This is a genomic window from Quisquiliibacterium transsilvanicum (assembly GCF_014202215.1).
Taxonomy (GTDB): Bacteria; Pseudomonadota; Gammaproteobacteria; order Burkholderiales; family Burkholderiaceae_E; genus Quisquiliibacterium; species Quisquiliibacterium transsilvanicum.
Window position 1 is genome coordinate 130,976 of record NZ_JACHGB010000007.1, and the last position, 21,387, is coordinate 152,362.

18 protein-coding genes and 1 tRNA gene are annotated in these 21,387 nt (G+C 70.9%); 9 read left to right on the plus strand and 10 right to left on the minus strand.

What is annotated here, in order from left to right:
* Positions 1-50: 50 nt before the first annotated feature.
* The 5 genes from HNQ70_RS17600 to HNQ70_RS17620 form a co-directional block, all read right to left on the minus strand.
* Positions 51-1,406: a TolC family outer membrane protein gene (locus HNQ70_RS17600; RefSeq protein ID WP_183970217.1), complete on the minus strand. Its 1,356-nt coding sequence runs from the start codon at positions 1,404-1,406 to the stop codon at positions 51-53.
* Positions 1,407-1,465: 59 nt separating this feature from the next.
* Positions 1,466-2,131 (minus strand): protein-L-isoaspartate O-methyltransferase family protein, encoded by a 666-nt coding sequence (locus HNQ70_RS17605; protein WP_183970219.1) that lies wholly within the window; start codon positions 2,129-2,131, stop codon positions 1,466-1,468.
* Between the two features lie 82 nt (positions 2,132-2,213).
* The gene (locus HNQ70_RS17610) at positions 2,214-5,387 is read right to left on the minus strand and encodes an efflux RND transporter permease subunit (protein WP_183970221.1); all 3,174 of its coding nucleotides are present in this window, start codon (positions 5,385-5,387) and stop codon (positions 2,214-2,216) included.
* Between the two features lie 24 nt (positions 5,388-5,411).
* The gene (locus HNQ70_RS17615; RefSeq protein WP_221302882.1) at positions 5,412-6,653 is read right to left on the minus strand and encodes an efflux RND transporter periplasmic adaptor subunit; all 1,242 of its coding nucleotides are present in this window, start codon (positions 6,651-6,653) and stop codon (positions 5,412-5,414) included.
* Entirely contained in the window at positions 6,650-7,309 is a 660-nt protein-coding gene (locus HNQ70_RS17620) for a TetR/AcrR family transcriptional regulator (protein WP_183970223.1), read from the minus strand. The genes HNQ70_RS17615 and HNQ70_RS17620 overlap by 4 nt, the downstream gene beginning before the upstream one ends.
* Before the next feature lie 131 nt (positions 7,310-7,440).
* Here HNQ70_RS17620 and HNQ70_RS17625 point away from each other — a divergent pair, with 131 nt between their 5' ends.
* From HNQ70_RS17625 to nadB, 3 genes are read left to right on the plus strand one after another with little or no spacing between them, the layout of a single operon-like run.
* Positions 7,441-9,135, plus strand: coding sequence for a sensor domain-containing diguanylate cyclase (locus tag HNQ70_RS17625; RefSeq protein WP_183970225.1), 1,695 nt, complete (start codon positions 7,441-7,443; stop codon positions 9,133-9,135).
* Positions 9,136-9,190: 55 nt separating this feature from the next.
* A complete protein-coding gene (locus tag HNQ70_RS17630; RefSeq protein WP_183970227.1) occupies positions 9,191-9,442 on the plus strand; it encodes a YkgJ family cysteine cluster protein in 252 nt (83 codons plus the stop codon).
* Complete coding sequence (nadB, locus tag HNQ70_RS17635; RefSeq protein ID WP_183970229.1) at positions 9,439-11,028, plus strand: L-aspartate oxidase; 1,590 nt, start codon at positions 9,439-9,441, stop codon at positions 11,026-11,028. Before HNQ70_RS17630 ends, nadB begins: the two co-directional genes overlap by 4 nt.
* An 89-nt stretch (positions 11,029-11,117) precedes the next feature.
* Here nadB and nadA read toward each other — a convergent pair whose 3' ends face one another.
* Positions 11,118-12,215, minus strand: a complete 1,098-nt coding sequence (gene nadA / locus HNQ70_RS17640; protein ID WP_183970231.1) for a quinolinate synthase NadA — start codon at positions 12,213-12,215, stop codon at positions 11,118-11,120.
* A gap of 10 nt (positions 12,216-12,225) precedes the next feature.
* Complete coding sequence (gene nadC, locus HNQ70_RS17645; protein ID WP_183970233.1) at positions 12,226-13,092, minus strand: carboxylating nicotinate-nucleotide diphosphorylase; 867 nt, start codon at positions 13,090-13,092, stop codon at positions 12,226-12,228.
* 143 nt (positions 13,093-13,235) lie between these two features.
* Here nadC and HNQ70_RS17650 point away from each other — a divergent pair, with 143 nt between their 5' ends.
* Positions 13,236-14,084 (plus strand): undecaprenyl-diphosphate phosphatase, encoded by an 849-nt coding sequence (locus tag HNQ70_RS17650; RefSeq protein ID WP_343060824.1) that lies wholly within the window; start codon positions 13,236-13,238, stop codon positions 14,082-14,084.
* A 64-nt stretch (positions 14,085-14,148) separates the two neighbouring features.
* On the opposite strand, the gene HNQ70_RS17655 is transcribed toward HNQ70_RS17650, so the two are convergent.
* The 3 genes from HNQ70_RS17655 to HNQ70_RS17665 form a co-directional block, all read right to left on the minus strand.
* Positions 14,149-15,138 carry a Bug family tripartite tricarboxylate transporter substrate binding protein gene (locus tag HNQ70_RS17655; protein ID WP_183970235.1) on the minus strand — a complete coding sequence of 330 codons (990 nt, stop codon included), beginning with the start codon at positions 15,136-15,138 and terminating at the stop codon, positions 14,149-14,151.
* Between the two features lie 93 nt (positions 15,139-15,231).
* Positions 15,232-15,909: a tRNA (guanosine(46)-N7)-methyltransferase TrmB gene (trmB, locus tag HNQ70_RS17660; protein ID WP_183970237.1), complete on the minus strand. Its 678-nt coding sequence runs from the start codon at positions 15,907-15,909 to the stop codon at positions 15,232-15,234.
* Positions 15,909-16,373: an OsmC family protein gene (locus tag HNQ70_RS17665; protein WP_183970239.1), complete on the minus strand. Its 465-nt coding sequence runs from the start codon at positions 16,371-16,373 to the stop codon at positions 15,909-15,911. Before HNQ70_RS17665 ends, trmB begins: the two co-directional genes overlap by 1 nt.
* A 191-nt stretch (positions 16,374-16,564) precedes the next feature.
* Between HNQ70_RS17665 and HNQ70_RS17670 the strand changes: the two genes are divergently transcribed.
* The 5 genes from HNQ70_RS17670 (at position 16,565) to HNQ70_RS17690 (ending at position 21,362) form a co-directional block, all read left to right on the plus strand.
* Positions 16,565-16,638, plus strand: a tRNA-Gly gene (locus HNQ70_RS17670).
* 340 nt (positions 16,639-16,978) lie between these two features.
* On the plus strand, positions 16,979-17,197 hold the full coding sequence (locus HNQ70_RS17675) for an AbrB/MazE/SpoVT family DNA-binding domain-containing protein (RefSeq protein WP_183970241.1): 219 nt from the start codon (positions 16,979-16,981) through the stop codon (positions 17,195-17,197).
* Entirely contained in the window at positions 17,194-17,628 is a 435-nt protein-coding gene (locus HNQ70_RS17680; RefSeq protein WP_183970243.1) for a putative toxin-antitoxin system toxin component, PIN family, read from the plus strand. The genes HNQ70_RS17675 and HNQ70_RS17680 overlap by 4 nt, the downstream gene beginning before the upstream one ends.
* 129 nt (positions 17,629-17,757) lie before the next feature.
* The gene (locus HNQ70_RS17685) at positions 17,758-18,684 is read left to right on the plus strand and encodes a histone deacetylase family protein (RefSeq protein ID WP_183970245.1); all 927 of its coding nucleotides are present in this window, start codon (positions 17,758-17,760) and stop codon (positions 18,682-18,684) included.
* Positions 18,685-18,695: 11 nt separating this feature from the next.
* Positions 18,696-21,362 carry a bifunctional acetate--CoA ligase family protein/GNAT family N-acetyltransferase gene (locus HNQ70_RS17690; protein WP_183970247.1) on the plus strand — a complete coding sequence of 889 codons (2,667 nt, stop codon included), beginning with the start codon at positions 18,696-18,698 and terminating at the stop codon, positions 21,360-21,362.
* Positions 21,363-21,387 lie beyond the last annotated feature (25 nt).

Sequence of the window (21,387 nt, forward strand, 5' to 3'; positions counted from 1 at the left end):
GGCAGGGCTCGGACCCTGGCAGCCAGGATCCGCACGAGGCGCTTCAGAACCTACTTCGCTGGCACCACTGGCGCGCCGATCGCGCTGCCCGCAGGCGCCGCCGTCAGCAGCGCATCCACCGCGCGCAGGTCGTCCTCGGACAGCGTGCCGGCAGTGGCCTTGAGCCGCAGTCCGTTGACCAGCACGTCGTAACGCGCGCGGGCCAGGTCTCGGCGGGTGGTGAACAGCTGCTGCTGGGCGTTCAGTACGTCGATGTTGATGCGCACGCCCACCTGGTAGCCCAGCAGGTTGGAGTCCAGCGCCAGCTGGCTGGAGCGCTCCGCGGCCTCCAGCGCCTTCACCTGGGCCAGTCCGCTGTTGACGCCCAGGAAGGCGGAGCGGGTGCCCTGCTCGGCCTGCCGCCGCGCGTTGTCGAGGTCGAACAGCGCCTTGTTGCGCAGCTGCGCGGCTTCGCGCACCCGCGCATCGATCGCGCCGCCGGCGTACAGAGGCACGCTCAGCTGCAGGCCGACCGCCGCGGTGTTGCTCTTGACGCCGATGAAGTTCGCGGCGGCGTTCTCCGCGCGGCCCACCGAGCCGACCAGGTCGAGCGTGGGGTAGTGCCCGTAGCGCTGGCGCTCGATCTCGCGCCTGGCGATCTCGCTGGCCACCTCGGCCTGCTGCACCGCGAGGTTGTTCTGCCGGGCGCTGTCGGTCCAGTCGGTCTCGCGCGCCGGCTGCGGCCCCTGAAGCTCGACCCCCGGGCGCAGCACCTGGACCTCCGCCACCGGCCTGCCGATCAGCTGCGACAGCGCAGCCCGCCTGACGTCCAGGTCGTTCTGCGCGGCGAACTCCTGCGCCAGCGACAGGTCGAAGCGCGCCTGCGCCTCCTGCTGGTCGGTGACCGTGGCGGTGCCCACCTCGAAGTTGCGCTTCGCGGCGGCCAGCTGTTCGGTGATCGCCGCCTTCTGCGAGCGGATCGTGGCGAGGTTGTCCTGGGCGGCGAGGACGTCGAAGTAGGCCTGCGCGACGCGCACGACCAGATCCTGCCGCGCCTGCGCCGTCTGGGTCTCGCCGATGCTTGCCGCCAGCAGGCTCTGTTCGTAAGCTTCGACGTTCTGCAGCCGCAGCAGCGGGTAGGAGAGGCTGATGTTGTAGTTCTGGGCGGTGAAGTCGCGGCGCGCCGCCAGGTTGGTGTCCACCGTCTGGCGGCTCACCGCCGCGTTCGCGCCCACCGAGGGCAGCAGACCTGCGCGCGCCTGCTGGATTCGCTCGCGTGTCGCCCCGGACTGCGCTTCGGCGCTGGCGACCACGGGGTCCACTGCCAGCGCGGCCTGGTAGGCCTGGAGCAGGTCCATTGCCGAGGCGCCAGCGGGAAGGCAGGCGAGCGCGACCGCTGCGGCCAGGGCGTGAAGTCGGTGATCCATCGGAGGCGTCCTCGGTGTCTGGGGTTCGGGCGGCCCGGGCTCGGGCGCGCGCGCTGCGTTCAGAAGCGGAAGGCGTCCTTCTCCGGGAAGCCGTGCAGCCGTGGCGCCACGGTCTCGAAGAGGGTCTCGGCGGTGAAGCTGTCGGGGCCGGTGCGGGTGATCAGCTGCGCTTCCATGGCGGGCGCGTCGCCGACGACGGCGGCCAGCCGCCCGCCGATGGTCAGCCGGTGCAGCAGCGCCTCGGGAACGAAGGGCACCGAGCCCGACAGCAGGATCACCTCGTAGCTGGCGGGGCCGGCCGGCTGGGCGCCGTCGCGCTGCTCGACGACGGCGTTGCGCACTCCGGCGCGGTCCAGGTTGACGCGCGCAAAGGCGGCCAGCCCGGGGTGGATCTCGCAGCTGACGACGTGGCGCGCCCGATGCGCGAGCAGCGCGGCCATGTGGCCCGAGCCCGCGCCGATCTCCAGCACGTGCTCATGCCGGCGGACCGAGAGGTTCTGCAGCAGTCGCGCCTCGACCTTGGGCGAGAGCATGCATTCGCCGGTCCTGGCGCCGTCGATGAGCAGCGGCACTTCCATGTCGACGAAAGCGATCGCGCGGTAGGCGGGCGGGACGAAGTCCTCGCGCCTGACCACGAGCAGCAGGTCGAGCACCTCCTGGTCCAGCACGTCCCAGGGCCGGATCTGCTGTTCAACCATGTTGTAGCGCGCGCGTTCGAAGTCCATTTCCGTTCCACAAAAGCCGTGAAAAAACAAGATTTTAACCGGGGCCAGCGGCAGCGGCCCTGACATCCGTCAGTCCGATCCGTCAGTCCGGTGCGCCGTCGCCGCCGGCCGCAGCGCCGGCCCTGCCGCCGCGCCGCCGCGCCCAGGCAGTGACGTCGTCCAGCAGCGTGTAGAGCACGGGCACCACCAGCAGCGTGAGGAGCGTCGAGGCCAGCACGCCGCCGATCACCGCGTGCGCCATCGGCGCGCGCTGCTCCGAGCCCTCGCTGACGCTCACCGCCAGCGGCAGCATCCCGAACACCATCGCCAGCGTGGTCATCAGGATCGGCCGCAGGCGGATCTCGGCGGCCTGCAGCAGCGCCTGCGCGCGCTCCACGCCGCGCGCGCGGGCCTGGTTGGCGAAGTCCACCAGCAGGATCGCGTTCTTGGTGACCAGGCCCATCAGCATGATGAAGCCGATGATCGAGAACATGTTGAGCGTCGAGCCCCAGGCCAGCAGCGCCGCGACCACGCCGATCAGCGCCAGCGGCAGCGAGGCCATGATCGCCAGCGGCTGCAGGAACCGGCCGAACTGCGAGGCCAGGATCATGTAGATGAAGATCACCGCGAGCGCCAGCGCCTGCACCGCGTAGCCGAAGCTCTCGACCATGTCCTTGGTGGCGCCGCCGGTGACGAAGCGGTAGCCCGGCGGCAGCGGCAGGTCGGCCAGCGCCGCCTGCACCGCGGTGCCCACGGTGCCAGCGGCCACGCCGTCGGAGTTGGCGGAGATCAGGATCTCGCGGGTGAGATCCTTGCGGTTGATCTGGGTGGGGCCGGTGCCGGGAATGAAGTCCGCCACCTGGCGCAGCGGCACCATGCGGGGGCCGCCGTCGGCCGCCGGCTGCGCGGATAGCAGCGTCAGCCGCTCCAGGTCGGCCACCGACTCGCGCGCCGAGGGCGGCAGCCGCACCATCACCTCGTAGTTCTCGTCATCCGGTGCGCGCCAGGTGGTGGCGGCTTCGCCGGCGAGCAGCGGCCGCAGCGCCGCGCCGATCTGCGCCACGCCCACGCCCAGGTCGGAGGCGAGCTGGCGGTCGATCTCCACCGACACCGTGGGCTTGGAGGGCTTGGAGCTGGTGTCCAGATCGACGATGCCCTGGTTCGGGCCCAGCCTGTGCTGCGCGCGCAGCGCGACGTTCAGCGTCTCGATGCGCTCGAGCGCGCCGGCGGCGATGCGCTCCAGTTCCGCCATTTCCGGTCCCTGCACGCTGACCTGGATCGGCTTGCCTGAGCTGACCGCGTTCAGGTTGCCGACATCGGTCACGGTGACGCCGGCGATCGCGTTGACGCGCTCGCGCACCGGCTGCGTCATCTGGTGCACCGACATCGGCCGCTGGCTGCGCTCGGTGAGCCGCGCGAACACCGCGGCGTAGTTGCGCCCCTGCAGCGCGCCAGTGTTGATGGTGGCGTAGGTCTGCTCGACGCCGGGGAACTCGCGCAGCGCCGCCTCGACCTGGCGGACCTTCTCCTCGGTGAACTCCAGCGACGAGCCGACCGGGGTGTTGAACTGCAGGTACAGCTCGTTGTTGTCCGCCGGCGGCACGAACTCGGTGCCAACCACGCGGATCAGCGGGAAGGACGCGAAGAAGGCCAGCAGCGCGATCGCCACCGTGGTGCCGCGCCGGCGCAGGCCCCAGCGCAGCAGCGCCACGTACCAGCCCTCCAGCCGCGTCATCGCCGCCTGGAAGCCGCGCAGCAGACGCGCCACCGGCCCCTTGCCGCGCGCGCCATGCGCGTCCGGGTCGTGCCACACCGACGACAGCATCGGGTCCAGCGTGAACGACACGAACATCGACAGCAGCACCGCGAAGGCCACGGTGACGCCGAACTGATTGAAGAACTTGCCGATGATGCCGCCCATGAAGCCGATCGGCATGAACACCGCGACGATGGTCAGCGTGGTGGCCGCCACCGCCAGCCCGATCTCGGCGGTGCCGTCGTAGGCGGCCTCGCGGTGGTGCTTGCCCATCGCCTGGTGGCGCACGATGTTCTCGCGCACCACGATCGCGTCGTCGATCAGCAGGCCCACGCAGATCGACAGCGCCAGCAGCGTGACCAGGTTGATCGAGAAACCCATCGCGTACATCACGAGGAAGGTGCCGATCAGCGAGATCGGCAGCGTGAGCCCGGTGATCACCGTGGAGCGCCAGGACGACAGGAACAGGAACACGATCAGCACGGTCAGCACCGCGCCCTCGACGATGTTGCGCTGGACGCTGGCCACCGAATTACGGATCGCGGTGGAGGCGTCGCGCACCACCGAGACCTCGACGTCGGCCGGCACCACGCCCGAGGCCTGCATCTCGGCGAGCAGGCCGCGCACGCCGTCGACCACCGCGATGGTGTTCTCGTCCTGGGCCTTGACGATGTCGATCGCGATCGCGGACCGGCCGTCGACCAGCGCGACGTCGTCGCGCTCCTCCTCGCCGTCGACCACGGTCGCCACCTGCGACAGGTAGACCGGCTGGCCGCCGCGGCGCGCCACGATGATCCGGCCGAAGTCGTCGGCCGAGCCCAGCCGCGCCTTGATCTGCACCACCTGCTCGCGGTCGCGCATGATCAGCGTGCCCGCCGGCAGCTCCTGGTTCTCGCCGCGCACCGCGGCGATCACCTGGTCGATGCCCACCCGCAGCGCCTCCATCTCGGAGGGCTTGAGCCACACCTGCACCTCGCGGCTGAGCCCGCCCACCAGCGTCACCCGGCCCACGCCGCGCGCGTTCTCCAGCCTGCGCTTGATCACCTGCTCGGCCAGCGTGGTGAGCTCGCGCGGCGAGCGCTGGTCGGAGCGCACCGCAACCGAGATCACCGGCGCGTCGTCCGGGTTGTAGCGGGTGATCAGCGGCTCCTTGACCTCGGGGCGGAACAGCGGCTTGACCAGCGCGACCTTCTCGCGCACGTCCTGGGCTGCCGAGGCCGGGTCGACGGTGAGGTCGAAGCGGACGATCACCAGCGAGCTGCCTTCGTAGGAGCGCGACGAGAGCTCGTTGACCCCGCTGATCGTGTTGACCTGTTCCTCGATCCTGCGGGTGATGTCCGACTCGACCACCTCCGGCGAGGCGCCCGGGTACTCGGTGCTCACCACCACGACGGGAAAGGCGACGTCCGGGAACTGCTCGACGTCCAGGCGCTTGTAGGAGAAGAGGCCAAGCACCACGAAGGCGACCATCACCATGGTCGCCAGCACAGGCTGGGAGATCGAGACGCGGGTGAACCACATGGGGAGCGGGCTCCTGCGTGCCGGTCAGCGGGGCGCGCTGGCGGCCGGGCCGGCGCCAGGTGCTGCGCCGGCGGCCGGGCCTGCGGGGGCTGCAGGGGCTGCAGGCGCCGCGCCGAGCTTCACCCGGCTGCCCGGGCGCAGCGGTCCCAGGTTCACGCCGACGATGGTGTCGCCAGCGGCGAGGCCCTCGAGCACCTCGATCACCCCGGTGCTGCCGTTGGCGGCGCGCGCAGCCGGATCGCGCAGCCCGGGCCTGACGGTGCGCTCCTCGATCACGCCCTCGACGACCCGGTAGACGAAGCTGCGGCCGGCGGCGTCGCGCACCGCTGCGGCGGGCACCGCGATCACCCCCTCGCGGCGCTCGACGGCGAGCGCGCCCTGCGCGAACAGTCCGGCGCGGATCCGTGGATCGCGGTTGTCCAGGCCGATGTAGACCGGCACCGAGCGGGTCCCGGCGGCGGTGGCGGGATTGATCCGCACGACCTCGCCGGTCTGCGGCGCATCGACGCCCTCGATGCGCAGCGTCACCGGCTGGCCGATGCGCACGCTGCCGATCTCGCTGGCTGGCACCGGCGCCTCGATCTCCATCCGAGAGAGATCGACGATCGACAGGATCCGGCTGTCCGGGGACACCTTCTCGCCGACCTGGGCGAAGCGTTCGGCGACCATGCCGGTCATCGGCGCGAGCACCGAGGTGTCGGCCAGCGCCTTGCGCGCCTGGGCGAGCTGCGCGGTCGCCGCGTCGCGGTTGGCCACCGTCACCTGGTAGCCCGACTCGGCATTGTCGAAAGCGTTCTGCGAGATGAAGCCCTTGTCCAGCAGCGCGCGGTTGTTGTCCCGCGTCCGGCGCGACTGCTCCACCTGCGCCTCGGCGCTGCGCCGCTGCGCCTCGCGCTCGCGCACCCGCGCCTCGAACTCGGTGGGGTCGATGCGCGCGATGCGCTGGCCGGCCCGCACTGGCGTGCCCTCGCGCACCGCGACTTCGACCAGCTCGCCGGACACCTTGGCGCGCACCAGCGTCTGGTTCGAGGGCCTCAGGGTGCCGGTCAGCGGGATCGTCCGTGCGATCGGGCCCGCCGCCAGCGTGAGCAGGTCGGAGGCGGCGAACTCCAGCACCGACGGCGGCGCCTCGGCCTGCGCGGTCGCTGCAGGGGGCTGTGGCGCGCCGGCCTGTCCGCCGTCATCGCGGCGGCCGGCCCACCAGCCGGCGGCCAGGCCCAGGGCCAGCACGGTCAGCAGCAGCGCCACGCTGCGCGCGCGGCTCACGATGCGGCCCCGGTCGGCTGCGGGCGCAGCGCTGCGAGCACGAATTCCGTATGGGCCTGCAGCAGGCGCTCGGGCGCCAGGCGGGCCTCGGGGGGGCAGAGTGCGTCCATCGAATTTGTCCAGATCGCCTTCAGCGCCAGCGGCGCGATCCACAGCTGCGCGGCGAGCCGGGCGTCCACCGGCGCGAACTCGCCGCGCTGGATGCCCCGCTCGATGATCGCGACGAGCAGTTCGCTGTGGGGTTCGATCACCTCTTCCTGGAAGAAACGGGCCACTTCAGGGAAGTTGCCCGCCTCGGCGACGATCAGCTTGGCGATCCCGCCCAGGCGGCTCGCGCCGAAGCGCTGCCACCATTGCGCGAAGAAGCTGCGCAGCAGTTCGGCGCAGTCGTCATCCGCCCGGTCGACGCTGCGGCGCAGTTCGTCGATCTGCGGCACGATGGTTTCGCGCACCACCGCCTTGAAGAGGTCTTCCTTGCTCGGAAAGTACAGGTAAAGCGTGCCCTTGCTCACGCCAGCGCGCGCCGCCACCTCGTCGAGCCGCGTGGCTGCGTAGCCGCGCTCCACGAAGAACTCGAGCGCCGCCGCCAGCAGCTCGGCCGGACGGCTCTCCTTGCGGCGCTCCCAACGGGGGCCGCGCGCTTGCGTGGTGGACATCGATCTACTGACTGTTGGGTCAGTAATTCTATTCCCCATGACCTGGCGCCGCTGCAGCTGTTGCTGGGCGGCAACTTGAGCTTCGCCGCGTGCGGTCTGCTGGCATTCTTGAAACATTCATCACGAAGTCCTTGAAGCAGACCCCCTACGACGTGCCGGCCTCGTCCACCCTTGCGCTGCTCGAGACCCAGGAAATGCTGGCCGCGATCGGCCGCATCCAGGCGCAGCTGCTCACCGGCAACGACTCGCAGGCAGCTTTCGACGCGCTGCTCGGCGAGCTGCTGCGCGTCTCCGGCAGTGCGATCGGCTTCATCGGCGAGGTGCGTCACGACGAGCATGACGCCCCCTGGCTCAGGATCCACACGATCAGCGACGTCGCCTGGGACGAGCCGAGCCGAGCACGGATGCAGGGGCGTTCCGGCGGCGGGATGGAGTTCCGCCGGCTCGATACCCTGATCGGGACCGTGCTGCGCAGCGCCCAGGTGGCGATCGCCAACGACCCGGCGCGCGATCCGCGCAGCGGCGGCCTGCCGGACGGGCATCCGCAGATTGCGTCCTTCCTGGGCATCCCCTTCGTGCACCGCGAGCAGCTGATCGGCGTGGTGGGGCTGGCCAACCGCCCCGGCGGCTACACGCAGGACGTGGTCGACCTGCTGCAGCCGATGGTCGAGACGGTGCGCACGGTGGTGGTAGCCCATCGCGCCGAGCGTTCCCGGGCCAGGGCCGAGGCCGCGGTGGTGCGGCTGAACCGCAGTCTGCAGGCCAACGTCGCCAAGCTGGAGCGGATCAACCAGCTGAACCGGGCGCTCTCCCAACTGCGCGACCGGCTGCAGGCCAGTCCGTCCGTGGCGGCGCTCTGTGCGGTCGCGGAGGCCTTCTCCGGCACGCTGCTGGGCGGCCTGGGCGGCTGCGTGGCGCTGTGCGAGGCGCAGGGCGCCAGTGCGGGGAATGCGGCGCCGGACGGCGGCCCAGGGCCGGATCGAGCTGACGCTCAGTCCGGCGGCCTGAGCGTCGTGCACTGCTGGGGCGATGCTCCGCCGGCGCAGGGTTGCGAGGGCGCCGAGGTGCGGCCCGCGATCGACCCGGAGTCCCGGCTGCTGAGCGCACCGCTGGTTGCGCAGGGCGACCGGATCGGCGTGTTGCGGGTGCGCCTTCCCGCGCCGCCCGCCGCAGCCGCGGGAGACGACGCCGAGGCAGCCGGGGCTGCCGCCGACGCGCAGGCGGGTGCCGGCGTGGGCAGCGATGCCGAGCGCCTGCGTCTGGCGGGCATCCTGGCGATGCATCTGTCGATGGCGATCTCGAACGTGCGGATGCGCGACACCCTGCGCGCCCAGGCGATCCGCGATCCGCTCACCGGGCTCTACAACCGACGCCACATGGACGAGGTGTTCGAGCGCGAGGTGCGTCGCGCCCTGCGCAGTGGCGAAGCGCTGGCGGTGTTCATGGTCGACATCGACCGCTTCAAGCGGATCAACGACGGCTTCGGCCATGAGGCGGGCGACCTGGTGATCCGCACGCTTGCGCACTGCCTGGCCGGTACCATCCGGCACGAGGACTACGCCTTCCGCTTCGGCGGCGAGGAGTTCCTGCTGCTGATGCCCGGGGTGGATGCCGCAGCGATGCCGGCACGGGCCCGGGCCGTCCTCGCTGCGGTGCGCCGGCTGAGCATCTGCTGGGAAGGGCGCCCGCTGGGCGACGTCACGGTGTCGATCGGCGCGGCGGCGCTGCCGGCGCACGGCAGCACGCCGGCGGAGCTGCTGCGCGCTGCCGACGAGGCGATGTACCGGGCCAAGCAGGGCGGGCGCGATCGCGCGGTGTGCGCCTGAGAGGGCCTTGCGCTGGAGTATCCTGCGGCGCAACCCGCATGGAGAATCCCGTCCGATGGAGTGCCGACCCGGCTGCGGCGCCTGCTGCATCGCGCCCTCGATCACAAGTCCGATTCCCGGCATGCCCGGCGGCAAGCCCGCGGGGGTGCGCTGCGTGCAGCTCGACAACGAACAGCGTTGCCGGATCTTCGGCCAGCCCGGGCGGCCCGCCTGCTGCGCCGGGCTGCAGCCGTCGCCGGAGATGTGCGGCGGCGATCGCGAGCACGCGCTGACTTTCCTCTCCTGGCTCGAGACCGAGACCGCATGAACGCAGACCATGACTTCGACGTGCTGATCGTCGGCAGCGGCCTCGCCGGCCTGTCCGCCGCGCTGCACCTCTCCGCCACCCACCGCGTGGCGGTGCTCACCAAGCGCGGCATCGCCGACGGCGCCAGCGGCTGGGCGCAGGGCGGAATCGCCGCAGTGCTCGCCGATGGCGACAGCTTCGACGCTCACGTGAGCGACACCCTGGTGGCCGGCGCCGGCCTGTGCGATCCGGTGGCCACCCGTTTCGTGGTCGAGAATGCGCCCGCGGCGATCGCCTGGCTGGAGGGGTTCGGCGTGCCCTTCTCACGCGAGCAGGGGCAGCTGCACCTCACGCGCGAGGGCGGCCACAGCGCACGCCGCATCGTGCATGCCGCCGACGCCACCGGCGCCGCGGTCCAGGAGACGCTGATCGAGCGCGTGCGCAGCACGCCGGGAATCCAGGTCTTCGAGCACCACGTGCTGGTCGACCTGGTGCGCGGCCGGCGCTGCGGGCTGGCCGACGACCGCTGCGTGGGTCTGTACGCGCTGGACAAGCGGCAGGGCAGGGTGCGCTCCTTCGCTGCGGCCCGCACCATCCTGGCCACCGGCGGGGCCGGCAAGGTCTACCTGTACACGACCAATCCGGACACGGCCACCGGCGACGGCATCGCCGCGGCCTGGCGCGCCGGCTGCCGGGTGTCGAACATGGAGTTCATCCAGTTCCACCCCACCTGCCTGTACCACCCGCATGCGAAGTCCTTCCTGATCAGCGAGGCGGTGCGCGGCGAGGGCGGGCGGCTGCTGCTGCCCGACGGCACGCGCTTCATGCCGGCGCACGACGAACGCGCCGAGCTCGCGCCGCGCGACGTCGTGGCCCGCGCGATCGACTTCGAGATGAAGCGCCACGGCATCGACTGCGTCTTCCTCGACATCTCCCACCAGCCGGCCGCGTTCCTGGAGGAGCACTTCCCCAACATCCGGGCGCGCTGCCTGGAGCTGGGCATCGACATCACCCGCGAGCCGATCCCCGTGGTGCCGGCCGCGCACTACACCTGCGGCGGCGTGGTCACCGACCTGGACGGCCGCACCGACCTGCCCGGCCTGTACGCGGTCGGCGAGGCCACCTGCACCGGCCTGCACGGCGCCAACCGGCTGGCGAGCAACTCGCTGCTGGAGTGCATGGTGTTCGCGCGCGCGGCTTCGCAGGCGATCGTCGCCGAGGGCGGAGCGGCGCGCGGCACGCCCTGCGCGCTGCCGGCCTGGGACGAGAGCCGGGTCAGCGACCCGGACGAGATGGTGGTGGTGTCCCACAACTGGGAGGAGCTGCGCCGCTTCATGTGGGACTACGTCGGCATCGTGCGCACCGACAAGCGCCTGGAGCGGGCCGCGCACCGGATCGCGCTGCTGCGCAGCGAGATCCACGAGTTCTACTCGAACTGCCGCGTCACCCGCGACCTGCTCGAACTGCGCAACCTGGTCGAGGTGGCCGACCTGATCGTGCGCTCGGCCTGCTCCCGCAAGGAGAGCCGCGGCCTGCACTTCAGTCGCGACCATCCGGCACTGCTGGCCCCGGCGCTGCCCACGGTGCTGGTGCCCGGGGCGAGCTGAGCGGCGCGATCCGGGCGGCGCCCTGCGGCGCCCGCCGGTCAGGCGGATGCCCGGGGTCAGGCGGCCAGGTGCGCGCCCGGGTCAGGCGCTCAGGCCGCGCCGATCCCGGGCACCAGCGCGCCCACCGGATGCCCGGCCTTGCGGGCTGCGGTGAACGCCAGCATCCGGTCGATCGGAAGCCTGGCGCGCGCGCCAAGCGCCGGATCGACGTGAACCTCGCCGCTGCCGGTCTCCAGCGCATGCGCCACCCCGGCCAGCGAGTTCATCGCCATCCAGGGGCAGTGCGCGCAGCTCTTGCAGGTGGCGCTGTTGCCCGCGGTGGGCGCTTCGATGAACACCTTGCCGGGGTTGAGCGTGCGCAGCTTGTGCATCATCCCGTTGTCGGTGGCGACGATGAACTCGCGCGCGTCGAGCTCGCTCCCGGCCTTCAGGATCGCGGAGGTGGAGCCCACCACGTCGGCCAGCGCGATCACGTCGGCCGGCGACTCCGGATGCACCAGCACCCTGGCGCCTGGGTGCTCGTCCATCAGCGCCTTCAGCTCGATCGCCTTGAACTCGTCGTGCACCACGCAGGAGCCCTGCCAGAGCAGCATGTCGGCGCCGGTCTCGCGCTGGATGTAGCCGCCCAGGTGCTTGTCGGGCGCCCAGAGGATCTTGTGGCCGGCCGCGGCGAGCGTGCCGACGATGTCGAGCGCGCAGCTCGAGGTGACGACCCAGTCGGCGCGCGCCTTCACTGCGGCGCTGGTGTTGGCGTAGACCACCACGGTGCGGTCCGGATGCGCGTCGCAGAAGGCGCTGAATTCCTCGATCGGGCAGCCCAGGTCCAGCGAGCAGGTGGCGTCCAGGTCGGGCATCAGCACGCGCTTGTCGGGCGAGAGCATCTTCGCGGTCTCGCCCATGAAGCGAACGCCCGAGACCACCAGCGTCTTCGCTGGATGGTCGCGGCCGAAGCGGGCCATCTCCAGCGAGTCGCTGACGATGCCGCCGGTTTCCTCGGCGAGGTCCTGCAGGTCGGGGTGCACGTAGTAGTGCGACACCATCACCGCGTCGCGCTCGGCGAGCAGGCGGCGGATGCGGGCCTTGAGCTCGGTGCGTTCGGCAGGCCCCGGCTCGGCGGGCACGCGAGCCCAGGCATGCCGGGTCGGGCAGGCGGGCTGCTCGTATTCGACGTCGATCAGTTCGTTCATTCCAGCCCCCTCACAGCGCGTCGAAGCGCATCGAGTAGTCAACCGCCTTCACGTCCTTCGTCAACGCACCGACCGAGATCCGGTGGACCCCGGTGGCCGCCAGCGCAGGCAGCGCTTCCAGCGTCACGCCGCCGGAGATCTCCAGCACCGCGCGCCCGGCGTTGATCCGCACCGCCTCGCGCAGCGTGACCAGGTCCATGTTGTCGAGCAGGACCATCTTCGCGCCGGCGTCCAGCGCCTCGCGCAGCTGCGCCAGGGTCTCGACCTCGATCTCGACGAAGTCGGCGCGGGCCGCTGCCTGCGCCGCCGCACGGAGCGCCTCGGTGACGCCGCCCGCGGATGCGATGTGGTTCTCCTTGATCAGGATGGCGTCGTGCAGCCCGATCCGGTGGTTGGTGCCGCCGCCGGTGCGCACCGCGTACTTCTGCGCCAGGCGCAGGCCGGGCAGGGTCTTGCGGGTGTCGACGATGCTGGCCTGGCTGCCGGGCACCGAGCGGACCGCGTCGACGTGGGCGGCGGTCTTGGTGGCGACCGCGCTGAGGAGCTGCAGGAAGTTCAGCGCGGTGCGCTCGGCCGACAGCAGCCCGCGCGCGCTGCCTTCGATCTTCAGCACCACCTCGCCCGCGGCGCAGCGCCCGCCCTCGGGCACCAGCCAGTCGAGCTGCGCGTCGGGATCGAGCTGGCGGACCGCCGCCTCCACCCAGGGTGCGCCGCAGACCACCGCCGCCTCGCGGGCGATCACCCGGGCGCGGGCGCGCCGCGACGGGTCGACCAGGCCGGCGGTGAGATCGCCGCTGCCGACGTCCTCGGCCAGCGCGCGGGCTGCATCCTCGCGGGCGAGCGCCGCGATCCGTTCGGGTGAGAAATCGAAGGCCATGGCGCGTCCTGCTGTCCTGTCCGGGTCGGGGCGCAGAGGATAACCCCATCGCCGCCGCCCTGCTGCGCGCCGGGAGGCCGCGCGTTCCGGGTTAACCTTGCGCTCCTTCGCCACCCCTCAATCGCACCAGAAGGGATTCCCGCGTGTTCGAGTTCCTGTTCGGCCTGCCGCTGCTGGTCAAGGCCATGATCCTCGGCATCGTCGAGGGACTGACCGAGTTCCTGCCGATCTCCAGCACCGGCCATCTGATCCTGGCGGGCAGCCTGCTCGGCTTCACCGGCGAGAAGGAAAACCTGTTCAACGTCGCGATCCAGACCGGCGCGATGTTCTCGGTGATCTGGTACTACCGCCGGCGCATCGGCAGCGTGGTGCGCGGGCTGGGCACCGACCCCCAGGCGCAGCGCTTCGCCGCGAACGTGCTGATCGCCTTCCTGCCGGCGGCGGTGCTCGGCCTGCTGTTCGCCCGCTACATCAAGACCTGGCTGTTCCACCCGCTGCCGGTGGCCGCCGCGCTGATCGTCGGCGGGCTGGTCATCCTGTGGGTGGAGCGCGGCCATGGCCGCATCGGCCGCCAGCACCGGGTGGATTCGGTCGACGATCTCACCGCCATGGATGCGCTGAAGGTCGGCGTCGCCCAGTCCTTCGCGCTGATCCCCGGCACCAGCCGCTCCGGCGCCACGATCATCGGCGGCATGCTGTTCGGACTCTCGCGCCGCGCCGCGACCGAGTTCTCCTTTTTCCTCGCCATCCCCACGCTGATCGGCGCCGGCGTCTACGACACCTGGAAGTACCGGCACCTGCTGTCGATGGCCGACCTGCCGCTGTTCGCCGTGGGCCTGCTGCTGTCCTTCGTCAGCGCGCTGGTCTGCGTGCACTGGCTGATCCGCTTCGTGGCCAGCCACGATTTCGTCGGCTTCGCCTGGTATCGGATCGTGTTCGGCCTGGTGATCGTCGGCACTGCGTGGAGCGGCCTGGTCGACTGGTCGGCCTGAGGCGAAGCAAGCCCGAAGCCGGCCGGGCGGCCGGCGGAGCGTCCGTCGATGGCGAGGCCGGGCGCTACTGCGGCGAAATGCCCGCCGCCTTGATCATCTTCGCCCAGGTCTCGGCGTCCTCGCGCAACTGGCGCGTGAACTCGTCCGGTGTGCTCGCCACCGGCACCAGCGTCTGCTCGGCGAACTTGGCGAGGTTGTCCGGGTGCCGCGTGGCGCGGATCACATCGCGCGCGATCGCCTCGACCATCGGCTTCGGCGTGGCCCCGTGCACGAACACGCCGGCCCAGCCCAGTGGCTCGTAGCCCGGATAGCCGCTCTCGCCGAGCGTTGGAACGTCCGGCAGCATCGGCGTGCGCTTCGAACCGCTGACCGCCAGCGCCTTGAGTTTGCCGGCCCGGATGTGGGGGATCGCCGTGCTGACGTCTGCCCAGCCGAGCGGGACCTGCCCGCCGAGCAGGTCGGCGAGCATCGGCGCCGAGCCCTTGTAGGCGACGTGGATAACCTCCGCGCCGATCTGGCGCCCGAAGCTCTCGCCGACGATGTGCGATGACGACGCGGCCCCGAACGAACCGAAGGTATAGGCGCCGGGTTTCGCCTTCACGTGCGCGACGAACTCCGCGAGCGTGTTCGCCGGGAAGTCGGGGCGCACCGCAAGCGCCAGGTAGGACAGCACCGACTGCGACACCGCAGCGAAGTCGCGCATCGGCTCGTACGGCATCTTCGCGAACAGCGACGGGTTCTGGATGTGCGTGGTGATCGACACCATGATCGTGTGCCCGTCCGCCGGCGCGCGCAGCACCTCCTGCGCGCCGATCATCCCGCTGGCTCCGGGCCGGTTGTCCACAGCCACCGGCTGGCCCCACATGTCCATGAGCTTGGCGGCGATCAGCCGCGCGGTCAGGTCCGTGGCGCCGCCCGCCGGGAACGGCACCACCACGCGCACCGGCCGCTTCGGCTGGAAGGCGGGTGCCTGGGCCCAGGCGGGTGCGGCTGCAGCGATCGTGCCGGCGAGCACCAGGCGTCGCGTGGCGTTGAAGACCGGGGGGTTCGACATGGGCGCTTTCCTGATGGTCGGAACGAGGCGCTCATCATAGCGAAGCCGGGGGGTGCTGCATCGTTGCGCCCTTGCGGACGCGGTGGCCCTTCCTCAGGCCCGGCGCCGGAACAGCAGGTCCCAGACGCCGTGCCCCAGCCGCAGGCCGCGGCGCTCGAACTTGGTCAGCGGCCGGTGCTCCGGACGCGGCGCGAAGCCCTGCGCGGTGTTCTCGAGCAGCGGTTCGGCCGACAGCACCGCGAGCATCTGATGGGCGTAGTCCTCCCAATCGGTGGCGCAGTGCAGATAGCCGCCGGGCCGCAGCCGGCTGGCCATCAGCGATACGAACTGCGGGCGGATCAGCCGCCGCTTGTGGTGGCGCGCCTTGGGCCAGGGGTCGGGGAAGTAGACATGGATGCCGGCCAGCGTGTCCGGCGCGATCATGTCCCGCAGCACCTCGATCGCATCGTGCTGGATGGTCCTGACGTTGGTCAGTCCCTGCTCTTCGATAAGGCGCAGCAGGCTGCCGACCCCGGCCGGATAGACCTCCACGCCGAGGAAATCCAGCTCCGGCTGCGCCGCCGCGATCGCCGCAGTGGTTTCACCCATCCCGAAGCCGATCTCCAGGATCACCGGCGCAGTGCGCCCGAAAATTGCCGGCAGGTCGATGGGGCCAGGCGCGTAGGGAAGGCCGTGGACCGGCAGCAGCCGATCGTAGGCCGCGCGCTGGCCGCTGGTGATGTGGCCGCGGCGCCCCGAGAAGCTGCGGATGTGCGGGTGGGGCGTCTCCATCAGCCCAGGTCCGGTTCCACCGTCACCGGGAAGTTCACCGAGTTGGACATGAAGCAGTTGCGGTGCGCGCGCTCATGGAACTCCGCAAGTTTCGCGGCATGGGCGGGGTCGGCGAACGTGACCTTCGGCCGCAGCGTCACTGAAGTGAACCCGGTCTTGCCGTTGTCCTTGCGGCCGAGCTCGCCGCTGCCGCTGTCGGAGTAGGCCAGCACCGTGGCGCCGGATTTCGACGCCACCGCCATGAAGGTCAGGAAGTGGCACTGCATCAGCGAGCCGAGCATCAGCGTCTCGGGGTTGGCGAAGCGGTCGTCGCCGTGGAACTGCCCGGGCGCGGAGGCGTCGAGCGCCGCGCCGCCAGTGAACTGCAGTCGCGTGGCGCGGTCGAAGCTCTCGTAGGTGAAGGGCTTGGCGGGGTCGTGGCCCGCCCATGCGAGCGTGCCGGCGAAGAGGACGTCCTGGGCCATAGTGCGGGTTCCTGGAGCGGATGCTGCCTGGCGCAGCGGAGTCTTCATTTTCGCACGCAGCGGCGGCGCGGCGCCGGGCGCGCGCAGGCCGACGGGACGCCGCGGCCCCGGCGCCGGCCGGCATCCGGACCGCGCCGGCGCCTGCGGCCGCCGCGAAGCCGGGGCCGGAAGTGCAGTAGAATGCGGGCCGCGCGGGTGTAGTTCAATGGTAGAACGGCAGCTTCCCAAGCTGCATACGAGGGTTCGATTCCCTTCACCCGCTCCATCTCCGCGCTCCATTGCGATCGACCTGGTGCATCCGCATGCCCCAGCGATCGCGCCCGTAGCGGTAGATCTCGTCGAGCCGCCGGGACGCGGCCTCCTGGGGCATGCTTTCAAGCCCGGTTGCGTGCGATCGCCTCGGCTGCCGTCAGCGGCTTGTACGATGATTCCGGCGCCGCGTACGCCTGCGACAGCTCTGTCCTGAGCCGCTCGAAAGCTTCCTGCTCCTTGCGCTCCTTGTCGCGGCGGGCAGCGACAGCCCGTAGCTCCCTCGTCGCCTGGTTGATTCGCAATGCAGGAAGTAAGGAAGTAAGATCTCCTGCTGAAACATTCAGGAGAACGCCATGCTTGCCAAGCTCACGTCGAAGAACCAGATCACGCTGCCCAAAGCGGCGGTGTCAGGCGTGGATGCTGCGGAGTATTTCGACGTCAGCGTCGAGAACGGCCGCATCGTCCTGACTCCGGTGCGGGTCCAGAAGGCACAGGCCGTGCGTGAAAAGCTGGAGAAGCTCGGGATCACCGAGCAGGATGTCGAAGATGCCGTTGCCTGGGCGAGGCGATGACGCGCAGGGTCGTGCTCGACACCAACGTCGTTCTGTCCGCGCTGCTGTTCAGCGCCGGCCGCCTGGCCTGGATACGCCAAGCCTGGCAGTGCCGGCAGCTGCAGCCGCTGGTATGCAAGGAGACGGTCAGCGAACTTCTGCGCGTACTGGCCTGTCCCAAGTTCAAGCTCACTGCATCGGAGCAGGAGGAACTGCTGGCGGATTTCCTTCCCTATGCCGATGTGGTGAAACTGCCGGCGCCGTGGCCCGTCCTGCCGGCTTGCCGCGACGACAGGGATCAGGTGTTTCTGGTGCTCGCCCATGTCGGCAGGGCAGATGCCCTGGTCACCGGCGACGCGGATATTCTGGCGATGCGCGAAGCCTTCCCCGGTCTGATCCTGACCGGCGATGAACTGGCGGCTCGGCAGGACGCCAGCGCTGGAGGCCAGTGACCATCGTCGAAGCCGGCGCAGAGCGTGAAGCCCCGGCCGTGGGCGCTCTACTGCGAACATCTGACGCATCGACAGCTCATGCCATTAGGACCATCGGCTAGACTCCCCTGAGCCAAAGGGGAGATCGAATTGAAGGCCGCCTACATATCCCATCCAAGCAGCCTTCGCCACGAGATGGGCGAAGGCCATCCAGAGTGCCCGGACCGTGTCGCGGCGATCGCCGACCGGCTGCTGATGCGCGGCGTCCTCGACCTGATGGAGACCTTCGAGGCGCCGGCGGCCACCGAGGAGCAGATCCTCCGGGCCCACGAGTCGCGCTACTACGCCGAGCTCCAGGCGAAAGCCCCCGCCGAGGGCTACGTGCACGTCGACCCGGACACCTCAATGAACCAGCACACCTGGACCGCGGCGCTGCATGCGGCAGGCGCGGCGGTGCTGGCCACCGAGCTGGTCGCCAGCGGGCAGTTCAAGCGTGCCTTCTGCAACGTGCGGCCGCCCGGCCATCACGCCGAGCGCGGCCAGGCGATGGGCTTCTGCTTCTTCAACAACGTGGCGGTGGGCGTGCGCCATGCGCTCGACGTGCTCGGGATGGAGCGCGTTGCGCTGATCGACTTCGACGTGCACCACGGCAACGGCAGCGAGGACATCCTGGCCGGCGACGACCGGGTGCTGATGGTCTCCACCTACCAGTCGCGCCTGTATCCCTTCAGCGGCGACAATCCGCGCGGCGCCAACATGTGCAACGTGGGGCTGCCGGCGTACTCCACCGGCGACGCATTGCGAAGTGCGGTGGTCGACCACTGGCTGCCGGCGCTGCGCAAGTTCCGTCCGCAGATGATCTTCGTCTCCGCGGGCTTCGATGCGCATCGCGACGACGACATGAGCCACCTGGGCTGGAGCGACGCCGACTACGCCTGGGTGAGCGCCCGCGTGGCCGAGGTGGCCGATGAGCTCGCCGAGGGCCGGATCGTGTCCACGCTGGAAGGCGGCTACGACATTCCCGCGCTGGCGCGCTGCGTGGAGCTGCACCTGCGCGCGCTGCTGGGCATCGACTAGGGGCGCGGCGAATGTTGCATCATCGCCATTACCTCGCACCGCTGTTCGAGCCGGAGTCGGCGGTGCTGGTCGTCGAGGACGAGGCCGTGCCCGCCTGGGCGCAGGAACTCGCCGACGGGCTTGGCCAGGCGCGCTGCCGGACCGCGGTGCTCAGGCTCTCCGAGGCTGCGGCGCCGCAGGAGGCCGGCTTTGAGCTGGCGCTGCTGGCGGTCGGCAACCAAGCAGTCGACGCAGGCATCGCTGCAGCCGCGAAGCTGGGCTGCAGCGCGGTCGTCGTCATGACCGACCGCAGCGCTCCCGAGGACAGCTGGCGCTGGCTGGACGCGGCGCGCGTGGCGGGCATGCGCCTGCTGGGCCCGGGAACGATGGGCTTCGTGCGTCCGGGCCTTCAGCTCAACGCTGGCCGCATGGGGCCGATGCCGGGCGAGGGCAACGTGGCGCTGGTGTCGCAGTCCGGCGTGCTGGGCGGCGCAATCCTCGACTGGGCCACCGGCACCGTGATCGGCTTCTCGCTCGCGGTGTCGCTGGGCGCCGAGGCCGACGTCGAGATGGCCCAGGTGCTCGATTTCCTCACCACCGACTCGCGCACCAAGTCGGTCGTGGTCTACCTGGAGGCGGTGCGCAACTCGCGCCGCTTCATGAGCGCGCTGCGCGCGCTCGCCGCGATCAAGCCGGTGGTGGTGCTCAAGGGCCAGCGCGACGACGCGGCGCGCCACCGGCTGCTCACCCATTCGGGCGCCATCTGCGGCAGCGACGCCATCTACTCCGCCGCGCTGCGCCGCGCGGGCGCGGTGCAGGTGCGGCTGTTCACGCAGCTCTTCACCGCGGCGCGCCTGCTGGCCGGCCAGACCTGGCCGCTGGGCAACCGGCTCGCAGTGGTGAGCAACGGCAACGGGCCCGCAGTGCTCGCGGCGGACGTGGCGATGTGGAACCGCATCGCGCTGCCGCCGCCGGCCGAGTCCACCGCGGCGGCGCTGCGCGAGCGGCTGCCGGCGCTGATGGTCCACAACCCGCTGAACCTCGGATTGGACGCCGCGCCGGCCGACTTCGCGGCGGCGCTGGAGATCGTGGTCAAGGACCCGGGCTTCGACGGCGTGCTGCTGATGCTCGCGGCCTACTCGGGCGCGGACGTGGCCGGGATCACCGACGCGGTCATCGCCGCGGCCAAGGGCACCCGCAAGCAGGTGTTCGCCTGCTGGATGGGCGACCACACGATGCGGCCGCTGTGGCGCAGGCTCGACGACGCGGGCATCCCGGTGTTCCGCACCCCCGAGACCGCGGTCGACGCCTTCTCCACCGTGGCCACCTTCCACCGCAACCAGCAGCTGCTGCAGCAGACGCCGCGCTCGCTGTCGGGGCTCGAGCCGCCCGACCTGGACGGCGCGCGCATGCTGATCGAAAGCGCGCTGGCCGAGCAGCGCGAGGTGCTCTCGGAAATGGAGTCCAAGGCGCTGCTGGGCGCCTTCCACATCCCGGTGACGCGCACCGTGCTCGCGCGCTCGGCCAACGAGGCGATCGTGATCGCGGAGCAGACCGGCTTCCCGGTGGCGATGAAGGTGAGCTCGCCCGACATCACTCACAAGAGCGACGTGGGCGGCGTGGTGCTCAACGTGCGCAACGCGCTGGAGGTGCGCGCGCAGTACGGCGAGATCCTCGGCTCGGTGCGCCGCGCGCAGCCCGACGCGCGCATCGACGGGGTCACCGTGCAGGCGATGCGGCGCAGCCGCTTCGGCCGCGAGCTCTACGTGGGCGTCTTCCGCGACCCGGTGTTCGGGCCGGTGATCGCCTTCGGCGCCGGCGGCACCCGCATCGAGGTGGTGCGCGACACCACGCTGGAGTTCGCGCCGCTCAACCGCTTCCTTGCGCGCCGCATGATCGAGCGCACCCGCGTCGCCGAGTCGCTGGGCAACTTCCGCGGCGCCCCCGCGGTGGAGTTCCTGCACCTCGAGGCGCTGCTGGTGCGCGTCTCCGAGATGGTCTGCGAGCTGCCCTGGATCGCCGAGATGGACGTCAACCCGGTGATCGCCGACGAGCGCGGGGTGATCGCGGTGGATGCCCGCATCGTGATCGACCGCAGCGGCAGCGAGCAGACGGTGCGGCATTCGCACCTGGCGATCATGCCCTACCCGGCGCACCTGACCCAGGCGATGACCGCGCCCGACGGCAGCTTCTACACGGTCCGCCCGATCCAGCCCGAGGATGGGGACCGCCTGCAGGCCTTCATGCGCGGCCTGTCGGCCGAGACCCGCTACTTCCGTTTCATCTCGACGCTGGCCGAGCTGACGCCGAAGATGCTGGTGCGCTACACGCAGATCGACTACGACCGCGAGCTGGCGCTGGTGGCGGTCGAGCCGCCCGATCCGGCGCGGGCGCCCTCGAAGGACCAGGGGGAGGGCGAGGAGGAGCGCATCATCGGCGTGGTCCGCTACCTGCTGAACCCCGACGGCGAGAGCTGCGAGTTCGCGATCGCGATCGCCGACGACTGGCAGGGCAAGCGGCTGGGGTCCACGCTGATGCGCGCCATCGTCGAGGCCGCGCGCGGCAAGGGGCTCAAGCGCATCGAGGGCTTCGTGCTGGGCAACAACGCGCGGATGCTGGGGCTGATGAGCTACCTGGGGTTCCGGGTCGTCACCGATCCGGACGATCCCTCGATGAAGCTGGTGACGATGGATCTCTGAGCGGAGCTGCCGGGCGCGCGCCGCG